This is a genomic window from Pseudocitrobacter vendiensis, assembly GCF_943590815.1.
In the GTDB taxonomy this organism is placed as follows: Bacteria; Pseudomonadota; Gammaproteobacteria; order Enterobacterales; family Enterobacteriaceae; genus Pseudocitrobacter; species Pseudocitrobacter vendiensis.
Genome location: NZ_CALSBS010000024.1, coordinates 1 through 15,717, shown reverse-complemented (window position 1 = coordinate 15,717; position 15,717 = coordinate 1). Strand labels below are relative to the sequence as shown.

General features: G+C 49.8%; 25 protein-coding genes. All 25 read left to right on the top strand.

The features are described from left to right. Nucleotides 1-38 precede the first annotated feature (38 nt). Nucleotides 39-416, top strand: a complete 378-nt coding sequence (locus tag NMC31_RS20035) for a hypothetical protein (protein WP_015063074.1) — start codon at nucleotides 39-41, stop codon at nucleotides 414-416. 135 nt (nucleotides 417-551) lie between these two features. Further along, the gene (locus tag NMC31_RS20030) at nucleotides 552-986 is read left to right on the top strand and encodes a hypothetical protein (protein ID WP_015063073.1); all 435 of its coding nucleotides are present in this window, start codon (nucleotides 552-554) and stop codon (nucleotides 984-986) included. A 63-nt stretch (nucleotides 987-1,049) separates the two neighbouring features. After that, nucleotides 1,050-1,307 (top strand): hypothetical protein, encoded by a 258-nt coding sequence (locus NMC31_RS20025; RefSeq protein ID WP_022652126.1) that lies wholly within the window; start codon nucleotides 1,050-1,052, stop codon nucleotides 1,305-1,307. 115 nt (nucleotides 1,308-1,422) lie between these two features. Then, nucleotides 1,423-2,058: a polyamine aminopropyltransferase gene (locus NMC31_RS20020; protein ID WP_022652125.1), complete on the top strand. Its 636-nt coding sequence runs from the start codon at nucleotides 1,423-1,425 to the stop codon at nucleotides 2,056-2,058. Nucleotides 2,059-2,119: 61 nt separating this feature from the next. Further along, nucleotides 2,120-2,731: a polyamine aminopropyltransferase gene (locus NMC31_RS20015; protein WP_022652124.1), complete on the top strand. Its 612-nt coding sequence runs from the start codon at nucleotides 2,120-2,122 to the stop codon at nucleotides 2,729-2,731. Then, the gene (locus NMC31_RS20010) at nucleotides 2,718-3,986 is read left to right on the top strand and encodes a DNA methyltransferase (RefSeq protein WP_022652123.1); all 1,269 of its coding nucleotides are present in this window, start codon (nucleotides 2,718-2,720) and stop codon (nucleotides 3,984-3,986) included. Before NMC31_RS20015 ends, NMC31_RS20010 begins: the two co-directional genes overlap by 14 nt. Nucleotides 3,987-4,161: 175 nt before the next feature. Continuing rightward, complete coding sequence (locus NMC31_RS20005) at nucleotides 4,162-4,470, top strand: hypothetical protein (RefSeq protein ID WP_022652122.1); 309 nt, start codon at nucleotides 4,162-4,164, stop codon at nucleotides 4,468-4,470. A gap of 82 nt (nucleotides 4,471-4,552) precedes the next feature. Then, nucleotides 4,553-4,993 (top strand): Xre family toxin-antitoxin system antitoxin, encoded by a 441-nt coding sequence (locus NMC31_RS20000; RefSeq protein ID WP_032610495.1) that lies wholly within the window; start codon nucleotides 4,553-4,555, stop codon nucleotides 4,991-4,993. Then, on the top strand, nucleotides 4,990-5,448 hold the full coding sequence (locus NMC31_RS19995) for an RES family NAD+ phosphorylase (protein ID WP_022652120.1): 459 nt from the start codon (nucleotides 4,990-4,992) through the stop codon (nucleotides 5,446-5,448). Before NMC31_RS20000 ends, NMC31_RS19995 begins: the two co-directional genes overlap by 4 nt. A 37-nt stretch (nucleotides 5,449-5,485) precedes the next feature. Then, nucleotides 5,486-5,716 carry a hypothetical protein gene (locus tag NMC31_RS19990; RefSeq protein ID WP_022652119.1) on the top strand — a complete coding sequence of 77 codons (231 nt, stop codon included), beginning with the start codon at nucleotides 5,486-5,488 and terminating at the stop codon, nucleotides 5,714-5,716. Between the two features lie 334 nt (nucleotides 5,717-6,050). Beyond that, nucleotides 6,051-6,383: a hypothetical protein gene (locus tag NMC31_RS19985; RefSeq protein WP_022652118.1), complete on the top strand. Its 333-nt coding sequence runs from the start codon at nucleotides 6,051-6,053 to the stop codon at nucleotides 6,381-6,383. A 56-nt stretch (nucleotides 6,384-6,439) separates the two neighbouring features. After that, nucleotides 6,440-6,703, top strand: coding sequence for a hypothetical protein (locus NMC31_RS19980; protein WP_032610382.1), 264 nt, complete (start codon nucleotides 6,440-6,442; stop codon nucleotides 6,701-6,703). Nucleotides 6,704-6,932: 229 nt separating this feature from the next. Beyond that, nucleotides 6,933-7,739 carry a hypothetical protein gene (locus tag NMC31_RS19975; RefSeq protein ID WP_015063028.1) on the top strand — a complete coding sequence of 269 codons (807 nt, stop codon included), beginning with the start codon at nucleotides 6,933-6,935 and terminating at the stop codon, nucleotides 7,737-7,739. A 46-nt stretch (nucleotides 7,740-7,785) separates the two neighbouring features. Continuing rightward, nucleotides 7,786-8,232, top strand: coding sequence for a hypothetical protein (locus tag NMC31_RS19970; RefSeq protein ID WP_015063027.1), 447 nt, complete (start codon nucleotides 7,786-7,788; stop codon nucleotides 8,230-8,232). Between the two features lie 177 nt (nucleotides 8,233-8,409). After that, complete coding sequence (locus tag NMC31_RS19965) at nucleotides 8,410-10,791, top strand: phosphoadenosine phosphosulfate reductase domain-containing protein (RefSeq protein ID WP_044713534.1); 2,382 nt, start codon at nucleotides 8,410-8,412, stop codon at nucleotides 10,789-10,791. Nucleotides 10,792-10,972: 181 nt separating this feature from the next. Continuing rightward, entirely contained in the window at nucleotides 10,973-11,467 is a 495-nt protein-coding gene (locus NMC31_RS19960) for a hypothetical protein (RefSeq protein ID WP_015063025.1), read from the top strand. A 57-nt stretch (nucleotides 11,468-11,524) separates the two neighbouring features. Beyond that, nucleotides 11,525-11,749 carry a hypothetical protein gene (locus tag NMC31_RS19955; protein WP_022652360.1) on the top strand — a complete coding sequence of 75 codons (225 nt, stop codon included), beginning with the start codon at nucleotides 11,525-11,527 and terminating at the stop codon, nucleotides 11,747-11,749. A 138-nt stretch (nucleotides 11,750-11,887) separates the two neighbouring features. After that, nucleotides 11,888-12,586, top strand: a complete 699-nt coding sequence (locus NMC31_RS19950) for an ASCH domain-containing protein (RefSeq protein ID WP_022652359.1) — start codon at nucleotides 11,888-11,890, stop codon at nucleotides 12,584-12,586. After that, a complete protein-coding gene (locus NMC31_RS19945; protein ID WP_022652358.1) occupies nucleotides 12,583-12,891 on the top strand; it encodes a hypothetical protein in 309 nt (102 codons plus the stop codon). Before NMC31_RS19950 ends, NMC31_RS19945 begins: the two co-directional genes overlap by 4 nt. A gap of 33 nt (nucleotides 12,892-12,924) precedes the next feature. Next, complete coding sequence (locus NMC31_RS19940) at nucleotides 12,925-13,449, top strand: HNH endonuclease (RefSeq protein ID WP_022652357.1); 525 nt, start codon at nucleotides 12,925-12,927, stop codon at nucleotides 13,447-13,449. A gap of 30 nt (nucleotides 13,450-13,479) precedes the next feature. Beyond that, nucleotides 13,480-14,088: a DUF6012 family protein gene (locus tag NMC31_RS19935; RefSeq protein WP_022652356.1), complete on the top strand. Its 609-nt coding sequence runs from the start codon at nucleotides 13,480-13,482 to the stop codon at nucleotides 14,086-14,088. A gap of 155 nt (nucleotides 14,089-14,243) precedes the next feature. Next, on the top strand, nucleotides 14,244-14,480 hold the full coding sequence (locus NMC31_RS19930) for a hypothetical protein (RefSeq protein ID WP_022652355.1): 237 nt from the start codon (nucleotides 14,244-14,246) through the stop codon (nucleotides 14,478-14,480). Nucleotides 14,481-14,513: 33 nt separating this feature from the next. Further along, entirely contained in the window at nucleotides 14,514-14,762 is a 249-nt protein-coding gene (locus NMC31_RS19925; RefSeq protein WP_022652354.1) for a hypothetical protein, read from the top strand. Nucleotides 14,763-14,846: 84 nt separating this feature from the next. Beyond that, nucleotides 14,847-15,248, top strand: a complete 402-nt coding sequence (locus NMC31_RS19920; RefSeq protein ID WP_022652353.1) for a hypothetical protein — start codon at nucleotides 14,847-14,849, stop codon at nucleotides 15,246-15,248. Nucleotides 15,249-15,429: 181 nt separating this feature from the next. Beyond that, nucleotides 15,430-15,717, top strand: a 288-nt coding sequence (locus NMC31_RS19915; protein ID WP_253898955.1) for a hypothetical protein, incomplete at its 3' end; no start/stop codon positions are given.

Genomic DNA, 15,717 nt, shown 5'->3' with positions numbered 1-15,717 from the left:
CGTCCTGGTATAATTGCCACATACCAACAGGAGACATCATGAATAAATTAGATATCATTTCCAGTCAGCTTAATTTCATTTCCCTTCTTAATGCTGTCGGTTATTCCGTATCTGATGTTGTATTTAAACGTCACGGTGCATCAACCGACTTTAATGCAGGTTTCTGGACGTTTGTCGCGGAGCAGAAAGATCGCTATATCGAAGTGTCGTGCAGCCTGTCACATCCTACCGCAGAAGGCACGCAGCATATCGATGTGCGCATTGATATGTTTGAAGACCCGATTGATGATGAGATCTCCCGGACTTTAGACACCAACACCTATGCCACGAATTATAAATATATTGAGCGAGTGCCGTTTACTGAATCCGTCAAAAGAGAATTTACCACCAGCCTTGGTGATATTATTTCAGAATAGTGCCAGCTTAATTCACGGCATGGATGCCTGAGATTTTCTTCAAAATATTCTCTTCCGGGTTATTAGGTTTTGAACCCAACCTGGTATTATATATCTACAGGCAATGCCAACAAATAATGAAGCGTCGGAGGCGATATGAGCATTCAGGAATTTGATTTTACCACCTGTGATTTATTTTCCATTCTGGACTCTCTGAATTATTCCCGCGAGGATATTAATGGTCTTACTCCGGCTATTTTCCGGGACGGCGAATTATCGAGAGTCTCTCTCTCTGTCGTCCAGTCTACCCGCTCGGCGGAAATCACGATCAGCCAGCGCGTGAGCACCGCCACAGGTCTCCGCTGCTATGTGCTGTTGATTGCGCAGCATGAAGACCGCATCCACAGTGAAGCCCTCAGCCAAGATGCTGAGGCGCAGTATCAGGTGAATCGCTTTATCCGCAAGATGGCTGAAGTCACGGATGCCAGCACCAAATCGATCAAGAAATGCTCTCAGATGATGAAAAAAATCATAAAGGAGCACCAGTTTAAAGCCAATCCTTCTTTCGGCCAGAGTTTCATCAAGGGTTGATTGAGTCTTGCCCCGGACGCCGGGGCAACGCTGAATAAACCCCTAACCAGCCGGGAGGCGCAGATGCCTGAAAAAAACTTCATTGTCAAAATTGTATGCCGGAATGGCGAGTATGAGCATTCCAGCGTGAAGCTTGTCGCCAGCGATACTGAGGCAAACGCCAGCCAGACGGCATTACTGAATGAGTGTCGCGACGAGGTCGAAGCACTGAGTTTTGAAGACGGCGGAGTGTATGATCTTGGCGGGGAATTCTTCTATCAAGTGAAGAGCTGCCAACAGCTGCCACCGGAGGATGCGGAGATCCTACTTCGTTACCTGTGAACCCGTGGACGGTTGCGTCAGCCGCCGTCCGTTGTAACGCGATCTTGCCTGCCCAGCCCGAGGGTTATGTGGTAATTTCCCGGCAACAGAATGATTCGAAATTAAGGTTATCAGTATGAAAAGTAAATTTGCTGAGCTGCCGGTGAAAAACGGGAAATCCGGTAACTGGACGCTGGACTCCTTTGTGATTACGCCAGAAAAAGCGCAGACCCTGAAGCTTCGCGCCGAATATACAAAGGATCAGGATGAATATATCCCGGCAGGCGTCTACCGGCGTTTGTCCTGTGATAACGAAGTGGTGATGTCCAATACGCCGATGGAGATCCGTACCTGTGAAGCTTTCATTGAGCGAGCAACTGGACGCATCCTGATTAACGGACTGGGGCTGGGAATGGTGCTGCACGCCATTCTTCAGAAGCCTGACGTGACCCACGTGACCGTCATTGAGAAGTCTCAGGATGTGATGAACCTGGTTTCCAAAGCATTTGCTCACGATCCCCGCGTTGAAATTATCCTTGCGGATGCTCTGAAATACTGCCCACCGGCAGGCGTTACCTTCAATGTGTGCTGGCATGATATCTGGCCAGATTTTTCGAGATCAAATCTTGATGAAATGGAAGCGCTCGAACGCAAATATCTCCACCTGTGCGACTGGCAGGACTCGTGGGGTAAAGAGCAGTGTGAAGCTGCCCTGATTCGTTTCGCGGCGCTGGAATCGTCACTGGAGTCCCTGATGCAGAAAGGGAAGTGACCTGCTTCACCGTCTTCCTGCGCCCACTTACGTTGAACTGAATCCATTTTAAGGATGACTGATGAAGAGTTGCTTTTCTAATTTACCTGTTAAAGATGGAACATCCGGTGCCTGGACACTGGACAGCTTCGAAATCTCCAAAGATAAGGCGGTTAGCCTTTTCCTCCGTGCCGCTACGGAGGATATCGACGCGGTTTTACAGCCCGGTAACTATCGCCGCCTTTCAAATGGCAGAAATGTGGTGATGACCAATTTGCCATACGAAATCCAACTCTGTCAGGAGTTCATAAAGCGAGCGACAGGGCACGTCCTGATCAACGGACTGGGGCTGGGGATGGTGCTGCACGCCATTCTTCAGAAGCCGGAAGTTAACAACGTGACTGTCATTGAGAAGTCGCAGGATGTGATTAACCTAGTTGCCGAGGCCTTTGCCCACGATCCCCGTGTTGAAATCATCCATGCGGATGCTCTGGAATACTGCCCACCGGCAGGCGTTACTTACGATGTGTGCTGGCACGACGTCTGGGCGGGATTATCGAGTTCAAATCTCGATGAAATGGAAGCACTCGAACGCAAATATCTCCACCTGTGCGACTGGCAGGACTCGTGGGGTAAAGAGCAGTGTGAAGCCGCCCTGGTCCGTTTTTCAAGGATGGCTGATGAGCAACCTTAACAGCGATTTGATTGCGCGGATCTATGCCGCGTCAGACACCCCGTTAACGAACGAAGAGCTGTATCGCGAGGTACAACGCGAAACGGGGATGTCGGATGCAGAACTACAGAAAATGAAGGCGTTCGGCTCGGACAAAATGCGAACCAGCGGCGTCAAGCATCAGGTTCGCTGGTATCAGCAGACGCTGCGGCAGGCCGGGGTGATCGAGCGTGTCCCGGAAAAGCGGGGCGTCTGGCGCTATGCCTTCAAAAATGACAAGAAGCTGCATGAGTCCTGGGACAAACTGTGCGTCGTTGGCTTCTCAACTTCGCTCGGGGCATCGGTCTTCGGGAATGCGTACGCGTTCTTCAGCAACATCAATGAGCAAATCCATCTCTGCCTTACGTCGCCCCCGTTCCTGCTGCGTAATGCCCGAAATTACGGGCACGGCGGCGGACGCGGTGAGCAGGCGTATATTGACTGGCTGCTGCGGATTCTTGAGCCTATCGTGAAGCAGCTCGTGCCGGGGGGCAGCGTGGCGCTCAATGTGACGCAGGACAGCTTTAATCCAGGCAGGCCATCGCGCTCTCTGTATCTGGAAAGACTGACACTGGCGCTGTGCGATAAGCTGGGTCTTGAGCTGATGGACAGACTGAACTGGGTGAACCGAGCGAAACCCCCGTCGCCGACTCACTGGGCGTGTAAACAGCGTGTTCAGCTCTGTTCGTCTTACGAGCCGGTGCTGTGGTTTACTAATGACGCGCAAAAGGTTCGTTCGAACAACATGCGCGTTCTCCAGCCTCATTCAGAGCAGCATCAGAAATTGCAGGCGTCCGGCGGCGAAAACCGCACTACATTTTACGGGGATGGCGCTTACCAGCTTAAAAATGGCGCCTTCGGCAATAAGACAGAAGGGACTATCTCCAAAAATACGCTTATGTTTGGCAATGCCTGCCCGGATACGCGGCTCTGCCATCGCATCGCCCGCGAACTGGGGTTTCCGCTGCACGGTGCAACGTCACCCACTCGACTCGCCGCATTCCTGATCGAGTTCCTCACCAGGCCTGGTGATCTGGTAGTTGAGCCATTTGCCGGTCTGCACAAAGTACCGGTTGCCGCTGAGCGGCTCGGCAGACGTTGGTATGCAACGGACAAAATAATGGAATGGCTCGGGATCTCGCGCAGCCTGTTTACAGAAATGCCGGGATACCAGAGCAGCCCGATACTCGATGACCTGGTTGCCCTTTACCGTGATGAACTGCGGGAAGGGGGATGAGCTGGGCGGTTTAGCCTGGCCAGCAGCCGGAAGTGACGCCAGCGGGGATGTCCTGCGGCGACGGCGCTGACAGAAAATGATTCAGCAACATACCGGCGTAATGGCCACCAGGATTCTTCTCCCGGATGCCTTAAAAACGACGGCGACAATTTTAATCACTGAAGGGAGTGTGAGCATGAAGAATTTGACTGAACAGGTTTCCCCCATTGAACTGCAAAAGGGCGACCGTGTTGAAGCGTACGGCGCATTAATGGAAGTGATGCACATCGTTGAATCCGGCTGTGATGTCCCCGGCGGCGTCCGCGTTGCCGCCTGCGTCTCGCGGGTTATCGGTGACACCACCGGTACTATTCCGCGTGGATGGCTGGAAACGCCCGAACAAATGTCGGAACGGGGGGCAACCTGGGCCGCAGAGCTTCCGGCTGGGCTGTACTGGAACATTCAGGGCAATGCCCATGCCAGAGTCAGCCGGGTGACGAACTGACGTTATGAGAAAGGTGAAAATATTGCCAGTAGTCACCCATATGGTATAATTGACATACCAAATGGGAGGGTCGGTTATGACTATGAAAGTTTTTTCTCCAGATTTATCCAAAATGAACCCGCACGGCTTATGGCAGGTGGTGGGTCTGGATAATGACGGCATTGCGCTGATGGACAAAATTAGCCACGGACTGGAAGGTAAAGTCGCTCATTCCATTTCTGAATGGGCGAACATCACGCCGTCGGAACTGCGCAAAATGTCCGGCATTCCGAACACCACCTTCAATCGCAGCGTAAAAGCCCGTTTCACTGCGGATCAGAGCGAACGTCTGGTGCGTATTATTCGCGTCATTGAACGGGCTGTAGAGCTGTTCGAAGGCGACAAAGAGGCAGCACAGAAATGGATGAACGAGCCAAACCGTGGCTTGAGCTGGAAGACTCCGGCAGATGTTGTCTCTTCGGAAACCGGCGCACTCGAAGTGATGCGCCTGATCACCCGTATTGAACACGGAGTCTATTCGTGATCCTGTATCGGATGACCAAGACCCGCTATATTACGACTGCATGGTCGGGATTAGGTGCGAAAGAAGCGGGAGGCCGCTGGAACAGTGTCGGCACAGCACTTGTCTATCTGTCCGAGACGGCCTCTCTGACCATGCTGGAGACGCTGGTGCATATCAATGCCCCGCAGCTTCTGGACGCTTACACGCTGCTGAGCATTGATGTCCCGGATGACCAGATCCAGGCCTTTGACTTGAACCTGCTGCCGCCGGGCTGGGCAAGTGAAGATGCGCCCGCAGAACTTGCCCTGTATGGCGATAACTGGGCTGAAAGTGGCTCTTCTGTTGCCCTGCGTATTCCCAGTGCATTATCTCCGGTGGAGTTTAACTACCTTTTAAATCCGGCTCATCCGGCGATTTTTGATCTGATGAAAACCGTCCAGAAAATTCCTTACCAGTACGACACACGGCTGAAATAGTTTCAGGTTTATATAACCTCCTGGATTGAGATGATAAATGATGACAAGCGAAAAAATCTTTAAAATCAGTGTATCGCTCGTTGTGTTATTTTCTTTCGTTTACTGGGGGCTTGATCCCGAATTTATCTGTAAATTTGCCAGTGACCCATCCAGTACCTGTGATTATTCTGAGCGTATTCCATTGCTTAACTTTATTTCTTCAGTATGGGCATTGATGCTGACTGTGACTCTGGCTGGCATTCTCGTTAAGTGGGTCAGAAAAAATTAGCCGCAGCTTTTGAACCGGGACAGGCTCTTCATAACGTCTTGTGTTCCGTCTGGTATTGCAACCGGGGCAGAGAGTATTTTACTTCAGATAATAACCTGAATATTTGAAATATACTTTTATACCAGACGATGCAGGTTCGTTGCGTACTTAATTCCGAATATGTCAAATGTGAAATGAATTGCAATCGGATAATGTGATTTTGCTGTTTCCAGATTTGTTCTCTTCCTGTTTTATTCCTCTATTTTTAAAAATTTCGCTTTGTACTTATTAGCCAGTGAACCGACTTTGCTAAAATATCCCTACAGCAACCCAACTGACGGTCGAGGTTAATAGTATGGAATCCGAACAGCTCATCACTAAAATTACTCAGACACTGAAACGCCCCGACGGCTCTGAAGTGCGTATTGTGGTGCAGCAGTCATTTGGCTTAGGCCTCACGCCTTCGCTGGGTGTGTATGTCCTGCGTCGCCCGACCACTGTCGACAACTGGCAGTTGTGCAAAAACACACCGCACAAGGACTGGCGCACCATGTCGGTGGATGAATACCAGAAACACGGGCGTTCTGAAATGCTGCGGTACGTCTCCATCGGCGAAATCCTTCGCCTAAGCGCCGCGATTGGCAAACCGATGAGCTACGTTGATACCTGTCCGGGTTTACAGGGCTGATGGTGTATTTTACCCGTAGCAGAACTGACAAATTTAAAAATTGCAGACGGAGAAAAATGATGATTAACAAACAGGGCAACGCTGTAAATCTCCCGGACTTAAGCCGACTGTATATTATCTCAGGCCGCATGATGTTTGATGATGAGGAAGAAGTGATGCTGGTTGAAGCCGACTCCTCCGGTGAAGCAGAAGCGGCATTCCGGCGACATATCGCCGACAGAGAGGCACACATTGAAAAGGCACTTGTCATTTCGTCGGCGTCCCTTCAATCACTGTTACCAGACCGGATCATTGTTTCCGCCCTGACACATACCTTATAACTGAATCTTTCCCATTTAATAAATGCCGCCCTTGTGGCGGTTTTTTATTTTTTCCGCATAATTACTTAATGCCGCCCTCTAAATAATGGCTGGATTAATAAATATGGCGCCTGTCTTCTCTATAAAAACTTCGAAAATATTTCATTTCGGGTTATTAGGTGCGGGTATCTGTTTTGATATTATCTATTCACAGACAGCAATCACACTTAATTAAATAAGGAGTTATGCAATGGCAAATAATTACACTCAGGCATCCTTCACAATTCTCTGTTCACAGGAACAGGCTCAGATGGCTCTGGACGCGATTGCGTATGTTACGGACACGGATGTGTCGGAAGGTGATCACCTGCTGTCTAAACCTGCTTCAGAGTGTTCCCTCACTGAACTGCTGGTCCTGGGTATTATTCAGAACCACCCGGAGTGCGATCCGTTTGAGCCGACTTTTGGTCAGCCGGAGTCACCAGAAGACAATTACGAGCTGGAACTCAAAGCGGAAATCACCGGTAGCGGTCTGGCAATCAGCCATGATGAAAGCATTAACCTCGACCACGCAATCGCGGTAACAACTGCCGTGTTGTCGGTGTTTAACCTGCCTGAAATGGTCACAATCAATGCCGCTTTCGTCTGCGACCGACCACGCGAAAACGAGTTCGGCGGTGCGACAATCGTGGTGACTAAAGATACACACCACTATGAGGAAGGCTTTAATTTTTCCCGCCTGATGAACGAAGCCCATGATGCCGGTGTTCAGTATGCGTTGGTGAAAGTGAACCAGTATAACCACGAAAACACATACACAGAATGCTATCTGATGAGCTGCAAAGCGTCTGAATCGCCTTATGACGTTGCACGCCACCGCCTGGCCTCGGACGAGAGTACTTCTGACGATCCTGATGAGGATGGAGTCATCATTCTCAGCGAAGAAGACAACACCAGCATGGCGCTTCACAGCGTCACCGAACTGACGCCCGTCGTGTACGACAGCCTGAGCAAATTGCTGCCTTCGCTGGACGTATTGTGCCCCGTGACTGCCTGATAACCCTAGATTGCCACCGGGACAGCCGGTGGCATGGAGAGCTGAAATGTTCAATAAACTTTTGATTGCGTCCGCTAGCTGCATCAATGAATTTGCGAGTGAAGTCCCGCAAAGCGTCTTCTTTTCCATTGATACATCGCTGGCTCAGCGTATCCGTGAACTGGCGGCATACGTGAAAGAGAATGATTTGTACGTTGCAGAGTTTTTCTTCTATGACTGCCTCTGGTCCGAAACATCGGAAGAGGACATTGAGGAACTCATGGCGAAGGCTGCATTTATTGAAAGTGACAGTAACGGGCAGGAAACCATGCTCCGGGACGTCATGCCGTCCTCTCGCACGGAAACAACTTCCATCCGGGTCATGAAAGAATCATTTCAACTGACGGCTGTACCCCGCCATTGCGGTGATGACATGATGCTCAATACCCCCAGAATTCCGTTGGCAGAGCTGGAATCAAATACGACGGTTTTAATTACCCAGCAGTATTCGTGAGAGCGTGGTAAAGATAATATATTTATTGCCGCGTAATTCTATTTATTCAGTGCTATTTAGTTAAATTGGCATAATTCCAATTTAACTAAATTTATCTTCACATATTGCACTGAAGATATTAGATGGGTTTAATAAATAACGCGATAATGCAGCGAAAGCCAAAATTCAGGAAATAATATGTATATCGAAATAAAAGAAACATTCCTTGAATTACCCTCAGAAATTCAATTTTCTGAGGCGGCTAACGCTGCCATTCTGACGCAGGATAAATGGGGCGATGTCTGGCAAACACTGAAGACCGATGCGGATCTGAATTATACCGATGCCGGTGAGCCGGTCAGTCTCGCATCGCGCGTGACGACGGCAACCAGTGCCATTTATCATGCGATTACCGAAGGCTGGACCATGTGCGTCGGCTACAGCGGCGGGAAAGACTCCCACTCGCTACTGCACCTGTTCCTCATGGCCCTGATCCGTGCCGTACGGAACGGGTCGAACGTCAGCCAGCACCACTTCATTCAGATCTCCAACACCCTGATTGAAAACCCTGAGATGCATCATCAGTCCACGCAGGTTCTCAGCCAGCTCCGAGCCTTTATTGCCGAACAGCAACTGCCCGTGACCGTCCTGGTGGCCCACCCGTCCATGACCCAGAGCTGGGTCGGACGCATTCTGACCGGGCGCGGACTTCCGACCTGGACAAATTCCAATACGCGTCAATGCTCTACAGATCTCAAACGCTCTCCACTGCGCCAGGCCAAAGCCCGTTATTTAAAAAATGCACCAGCTTCCGTCCGCAACAAAGTGTGCCTGATGCTGGGTTCCCGCGATGATGAGAGCGCCCGTCGGGCAGGCAACATCCTCAGAATGGGCGGGCAGTCGGACAGCGTCTCGCTCACGGAGCTCGGCGGCGAACTGTACCCGGTGAAAGAGTGGCGGACACAGGATATCTGGTCATTTCTGATGGCCTGTGGTTCGCTGGCGCGATTTCCGCTGCCAAGCTTTTTGCCGGACAACTTCAGCCTCGCCACGCTTTACAAAGACGCGACCGGGGAATGTATCTGGACGCCGGAGAAATACACGGCCCGGTCTTCTGCCTGCGGCGCTCGCTATGGATGCTCGCTATGCTGCGCCGTCGGCATTGACCACTCGATGGAAACCTTACTCCGCACTGATCCTGAGAAGTACGGCTACCAGGCTGGTCTAAACCGCCTTCAGCGTTTCCTGACCAAAATCCAGTACGACTGGAGCCTTCGGGATTATATCGGCCGCAAAGTGTTTGAGGGCGGGTATGTGCGTCTTCAGCCCAATGTTTTCTCGTCGTCCCTGACCGAACGACTGTTCCATATCTGTTGCAGCCTCGATTACGTGGAGGCCCAGCGGGCCGCAGCGGTGCGGGAAAAGTTACTTTCTGGCGAGGTCGAAGATACGGCGCATAACCGCCGCATGGCGGAGCCGCAGTTTCGACTGGTGCAGGAAGCCAACGTGCTGCATATCGACTTTCTCTGGTCACTGCATTGCTTTAACCCGCGACCATTTCGCGCCATCGAACTTTACCGCCAGGTGTGGGAAGGGGGGGCACTGGATCTGCTCGACGATGAGCCAGCTATGCAACCCGTACCCCGCACGCCGATGCCAGCACCACGCTGGATGAAGTTGCCGGAAGGCCGTATCGGGACGTCATTTGACGGGCTGTCTGATCCGTCTGCCGAAATGGCCTATTTTGACGGTCGGGAGGATGACCGTGCTTCCCGCAGCCTGCTGAGCAGCGGGGAAAGCCTGAACATCGTTGCATTCGAAGAAGAGGATGAGCTGACGGTCGATGAAGACACTGCGTCCTGGATTATCTGGCATGAATATGACGGATTACGCCAGCGTGTGTCTGACGGTGAGTTTACCCCCGTGGCGGCGGCACAGTACCTGCTTAGATACGGCGCCGTCCGAATTTCCCGGGGGAAAGGTGCGGTGTACCACCGCCTCGCTCAACGCGGGCAGGCCTTTTCACGTCTTGGCATTAACGACCAGACGCCGCTGCCGTCCCTGCTCGTCAGCCACCGTTTCAAGATCCTGACCGACTGCGATTACCGCCTGCTCGTTGCCCGTAAACTGCGGGGGCAGCGGCAGAAACTGCGCTTCTGGTGCTGTGTTGCGGCCTGTGTGGCGCTGCACACCCACAACCGAACGCCTCTTGGGGCATGGATCACGACGCAACTGGAGAACGAACGCCAGCAACATCTGGCCCGGACGGGTGACGAACTGAAAGCCGGTCTGCTCGACGCTGTACTGACTCTCTGTAACCTGCGGATTAAGCCTCAATCAATGCAACCGGAGGAACGGTTGTATTACCGGGCTGTCAGAAAACGCTTTCTGACGACGTTAGCCAGGTGTATTTCCCAGGAGTACGACGAAACCTTACGGGAGGTTATTTGGGCGCTGAGGATGCTGTCCGGTCCCCAGTCTTCGAAAAAGACGGGATTCCGGCATGTGGATGATTGCCGGGAGAGTACTGCGGCACTGTTAAGGCCTCTGCTGAATCGTCTGGTCCGCCTGCTGGCGTGAGGCAATTAGCACAATCAGACAGACCTAAAAAAGCGTGAAAATAGCCCCGTTAACGGAAAAATAGATGAAATGTGTGTGGTGTAATGCTCGCAGGGGTGAAGTCCGTTACGGTGCGGGTTTGAAAAGTAACTTTTTTCATCAGACTAACAACATCCATTTTAAAACTATTAGGGACTGATATATGACCGATAAAGAGGATAAAAAAAGGAACTTAAGGAAGATAAGGGGCATTTCAATCAACTGGGAATTTAATAAGCCCACTGGTAAGGAACACCTGCTATTAATTATTGCCATAGTGGCATGTATTTTCCCTAGTCAGATTTTTTTCAATTCCTCTCTATGGAGCGGCTTCCTGTATTTAATTTGTGTTGCGGGTAGTTATGCATACCTGGCTATACCTCATTTTAAACATCGTAAGGAAATCTGGAAGGGATGGCTTGACCAGTCGCTGAAAGAGTACCAGCCGCTTGATCTGCAAGCTTGGGAGGTTTTTAAGGCCCGCGTTAGTGAGGAAGGCATGACTTATGTTGCTTTTGAATCATGGATGAATACTGAGGCTAGTGCTTTATATAAAGAACCCAAACAAGAATGGTCATTTGTCGACAAAACACCGGTCGGAGAAAATGATCAGTCAGAACCTGTTCAACAGATTTCAGTAAGTAATAAAAAAGAATAGATAATTTTAATCGAAAACCGTCCTGAAAACAGGGCTAATTATCCAGAGGATTGCACTATGACTATTCAAGAAAAAAATACCGTTTTCATTTTTAATGCCTGCCACGCTGACAAGGCCACTGCCTCCAGCGCCAATGCACTTTACAGCCTGGAAGTTGAATATCCGATGACCCTGAATGATTTGTCATTGCTGTGTGAGTCTGTCGCGAAAGCGTTGGATGCACCTGGTTGCGTGAAATATGAAATTACGACCGAGCCGGTAGTGGAAGCGGATGAAGATTAATTCGGGGTGTGTACACCACGTTTTCAGGAAGGGATGTAGAGTCCCGCGACCGTGTAACGACTGTCGTTTCCAGGGATGGGCGAATAAAGATGGATAGGCTTCTCAATGTGTGAACCATGTGTGAAAGGAGAAACCACAGTGAAGACACGTGGAATGCTTTTTAAAGATGAAATGGTCAGGGCAATTCTGGCAAACCAGAAAACACAGACGCGGCGGATTATAGAGCCTCAGTACAGTTCACCTGAATGGTCGGTAAGGCCTGCGCAAACACCGCGACATCGTGGGCATACGCATGACTGGTGGCTTCCAACAGGAACTCAGCCAAATTCGGCGCTTCGCGCCTGTCCGTACGGTGTAGTTGGCGACCGTATTACTGTACGTGAAGCGTTTTCCTTGCTCGGGAATGAAGATGCGTGCGCGGTGGACTGGAATGACAACATTGTGATGGACAGATCTGAAGCAGCCCGCATTTACCGTGCGAGCTGTGAACAGCGTTCGGGGGATTATGGGCTGTGGTCGATCCCTGATGAGGCCGACTGGAAGCCCCGTACAGAAAATATGAAGTTCGAAGGTGCGTGGACACCTTCTATCCATATGCCTCGCTGGGCCAGCCGTATAGTACTGGAAATCACCGATTTGCGAGTAGAGCGGTTAAACAGCATCAGCGAAGAGGATGCGAAAGCTGAAGGAGCCCCAACCGAATGTTGTGTTATTGGCGATAAGCATTTTCTTGGCTTCCGCAGCCTTTGGAAAGACACCTATGGAGAAGACAGTTGGCAGGCCAACCCGTGGGTGTGGGTAATCAATTTTGAGCGCATTGCTGGGGAAGTCGCATGAATAATGAGGTGAGTTCGCTGGGTACGGAAAAACCCGAAGGTCCTTTTGTTCTTCTGACGTTAGTCGGTGATGGTTTTATCTTCGATGAGCGGCACGAGATTATCAGGATAAATGGAAGACCAAAGCAGGTCGGAGTAAAGCGAAATTATTTTGAATCTGATCTGGGGGAAGGGAAGGCGAAATACTGGACAGTGGATATTAATGAGGCCCATGTATTCCCCACTCTGGATGCCGCGACCGAACAGCTATGTAAATTAAGCCGACCACACCTGATTAAAATCCGAAAACTAATTCAGGAAATTTAATAAAAAACCGTCTTAATATGGTTGGGAGGTCCGGTGAAAGTTCTAAATAACAAAGGCTCAGTAATCGAATTACCCAATTTTTCAGAACTCCTCCCGAAGGTTAAATCTGATGATGGGCGATTTTCAAAGCCCAAAAATAAAATATCCAAAGAGCAACGAGCCGAACTGCGTTTGAAATTTGGTGGTCGGTGTGCCTATTGCGGCTGTACTCTGCCGGAAAAAGGCTGGCATGCCGATCATGTTGAACCGGTGAGGCGGGATTTTGAAATGGTCAGAGCCCCCGCTGGAAGTCGAGTGACACACCAGGCTCGAAGTACCGGTAAGGTCATGCATCCTGAACTGCATGCAATCGAAAATCTTTTTCCGGCTTGCGCCCCCTGCAATCTCTTTAAAGGTGCATTGAGTGTTGAAGGAATGCGGAAAGAAATAAGCCGCCAGGTAGAACGCGCCAGGGCATACAGCGTCAACTTCAGGACCGCAGAGCGATTTGGATTAATTGAAGTCACGGAGAAGCCGATTGTCTTCTGGTTCGAAATGTATCAAGCGACACCGAAATAATTGAAACCATAATAAACGAGGATAATGACGATGTTTTTACACCTGGTACCTAAAATCCTGCATCCGATGGGAAATCTCTGCACGCTGGATTCCGTGAGCGTCACGGAACTGTCGCTTCACCTGACAGGAAATGACCTGGTTGCGATGCGCCCTTATCCGAACAAGCAATACCTGGTGGGTATGCTGAAGGGTCGCAAGGCATTGAATGGATTTCTGGTCAAAATTCCCCGAGCGTTAGAAGAGTTTACGATGGTCTCCGTCTGGAATATTGAAGGATACGGCAAAATAACGCACACCCTGAAGACCTTTGTCGAAGATACGGAATATGACCTGGTTTCCCATGACGTGCTGCTGGCGCAAGGGAGCTACCGGGCACAGGCGTCTGAAGAGTATCGTGTTCACCCTGTCTATAAAAACATTGCGCCGGTACACATCGAACCGAAGATGGAGTCCCTGCTGTCGACCGAACCCAATTTAGAGAACGATGTCTGTGAAACCTATTCGTGGGGGATGCTGGTGCGTACGCGGGAAGAGGGGTTTAAGGCAATGACGATGCCATCAGCCCGTCTCAGGGAGTCTGAGGCACTGCGGGGGGATCGCCAGCCACAACCGGAGCAGGCCATTGTTATTAGCGGGTGAGTGGCGATCAGCCTGATGTCGTTGCACAGGCTGACAGACTCTCAATGGATATACCGGGGAAGTTGATTTTCCAACCTGTAGGTTATTCGGTTCGTACCCCGATTCGGTATAATTAGTTAAATCATAGTTAGTTTATTATGTGTAAGGACATAAACATGGATGAATATCTGGCGCTGGACAAGGCACTCATCGAAGTTCTAACCCCGGTTCCTAAGCCGTTCGCGACATTATTTGCCGGAGAAATCAAAGCAGAGTGTCACAGGATTGCCGCTAGGGAAAGCAATCCGCAACCATTGCGGATTCTTGACCGCCGTTTGCAATCGCTAATTAAGGACGGTCGCATTTCTTATACAACCGGAAAAGGTTGGCTTAAATGTGGTGGCACCGTATAACGGTATTTTCAATACAAAAAATTGGAAAGAATCATGACCAGCAATCGCTCCCGTGAAATAAAAACACCGCCTGTGCATATTATTGCGGATTACGTTCTTCGCTTCATGAAGAACAATAAAGAAGCAAAATTGTACGAAGCAATGAGCCGTCTTGAAAGTAAAATCAAACTCTTTGTTGCTGACGGCCATGATGAGCAGCATATCCGGACACAGTTAAATCAGGCCACACAATGTCATACCAAAGAAACACTGAAACGGGCCTGTGAACGGATTTGTATTTAACCTCATGTTATACATTCTGCGAGTGGTAGGCTGGCCTTTGACATCGTAGCCAGATTCTACCACTGAAAGAGGGACGCAATTTTAATGAAATTTATCCTGTTGTTTTTCATTTTAGTCATTCTGATCTGGGGGTTTACAGGTCTGGCTTTTAAAGAAGCCATTATATTTACGTCCGTCGGACTGAGCATTTCGGTTGTGGCTTTGTCTGCTCTCCTTGTGGTAGTTCTGACATTTGTAATGGCTGCAATGTATGCAACTCAGGAACTGGGTGCGCTGGGAAAAATGATTATCGCTCAGGTTGTACTGACCGGATTATGGAACCTGGCTTTTTCTATTATCCCGGACGGAAAGTTACTTTCTTTTTTCGGCGTAAATATCTGGCAATCCGGCTCATACCTGGTTTACTTCATGGCAGTGTTGATAGCTGTTTTCGCGACGTTCGTCGCGTTCCAGAAGCAGCAGTATTTTTTACCTGATGCACCATAAGCCTTCCGATATGGAAGGTTTTTTCCTTCAGTGCTGAGTTTATTTATAGCGGGTCTGTCTTTACACCTTTTTAAACTAAATTCTGTCCTATCTAATTTATCTATTTTTTTTTTGCTCTTTGGGTTATTAGCCGGGAGAGTCGGTTTGTTATATTGGGTTTACACCAACCGAGGGCAAAAAAATGCAGATTAATAAAGTCATGTCTTTTCTTGATATTCTTTCTAGCTGGCTTGAAGACAATATTAATATGGAGTCTGAGCTGGTCTTCGATAATGATGTAGACAATACCACCTCAGAAGCCCTGTATCCCGCAGTGGAAAAAGCTAACGCGGTATTGAGCAAACTTGCATCTCTGTCGTCTGATACGATTCAGGCGACGCGTCAGCGTTTACAGGACGCTGTCGAAGGCAATGGGGAGGTTTCTCCTGCTGACGTCAAAGAGCTGCTCTTGGCAACCAAGCATTTGATG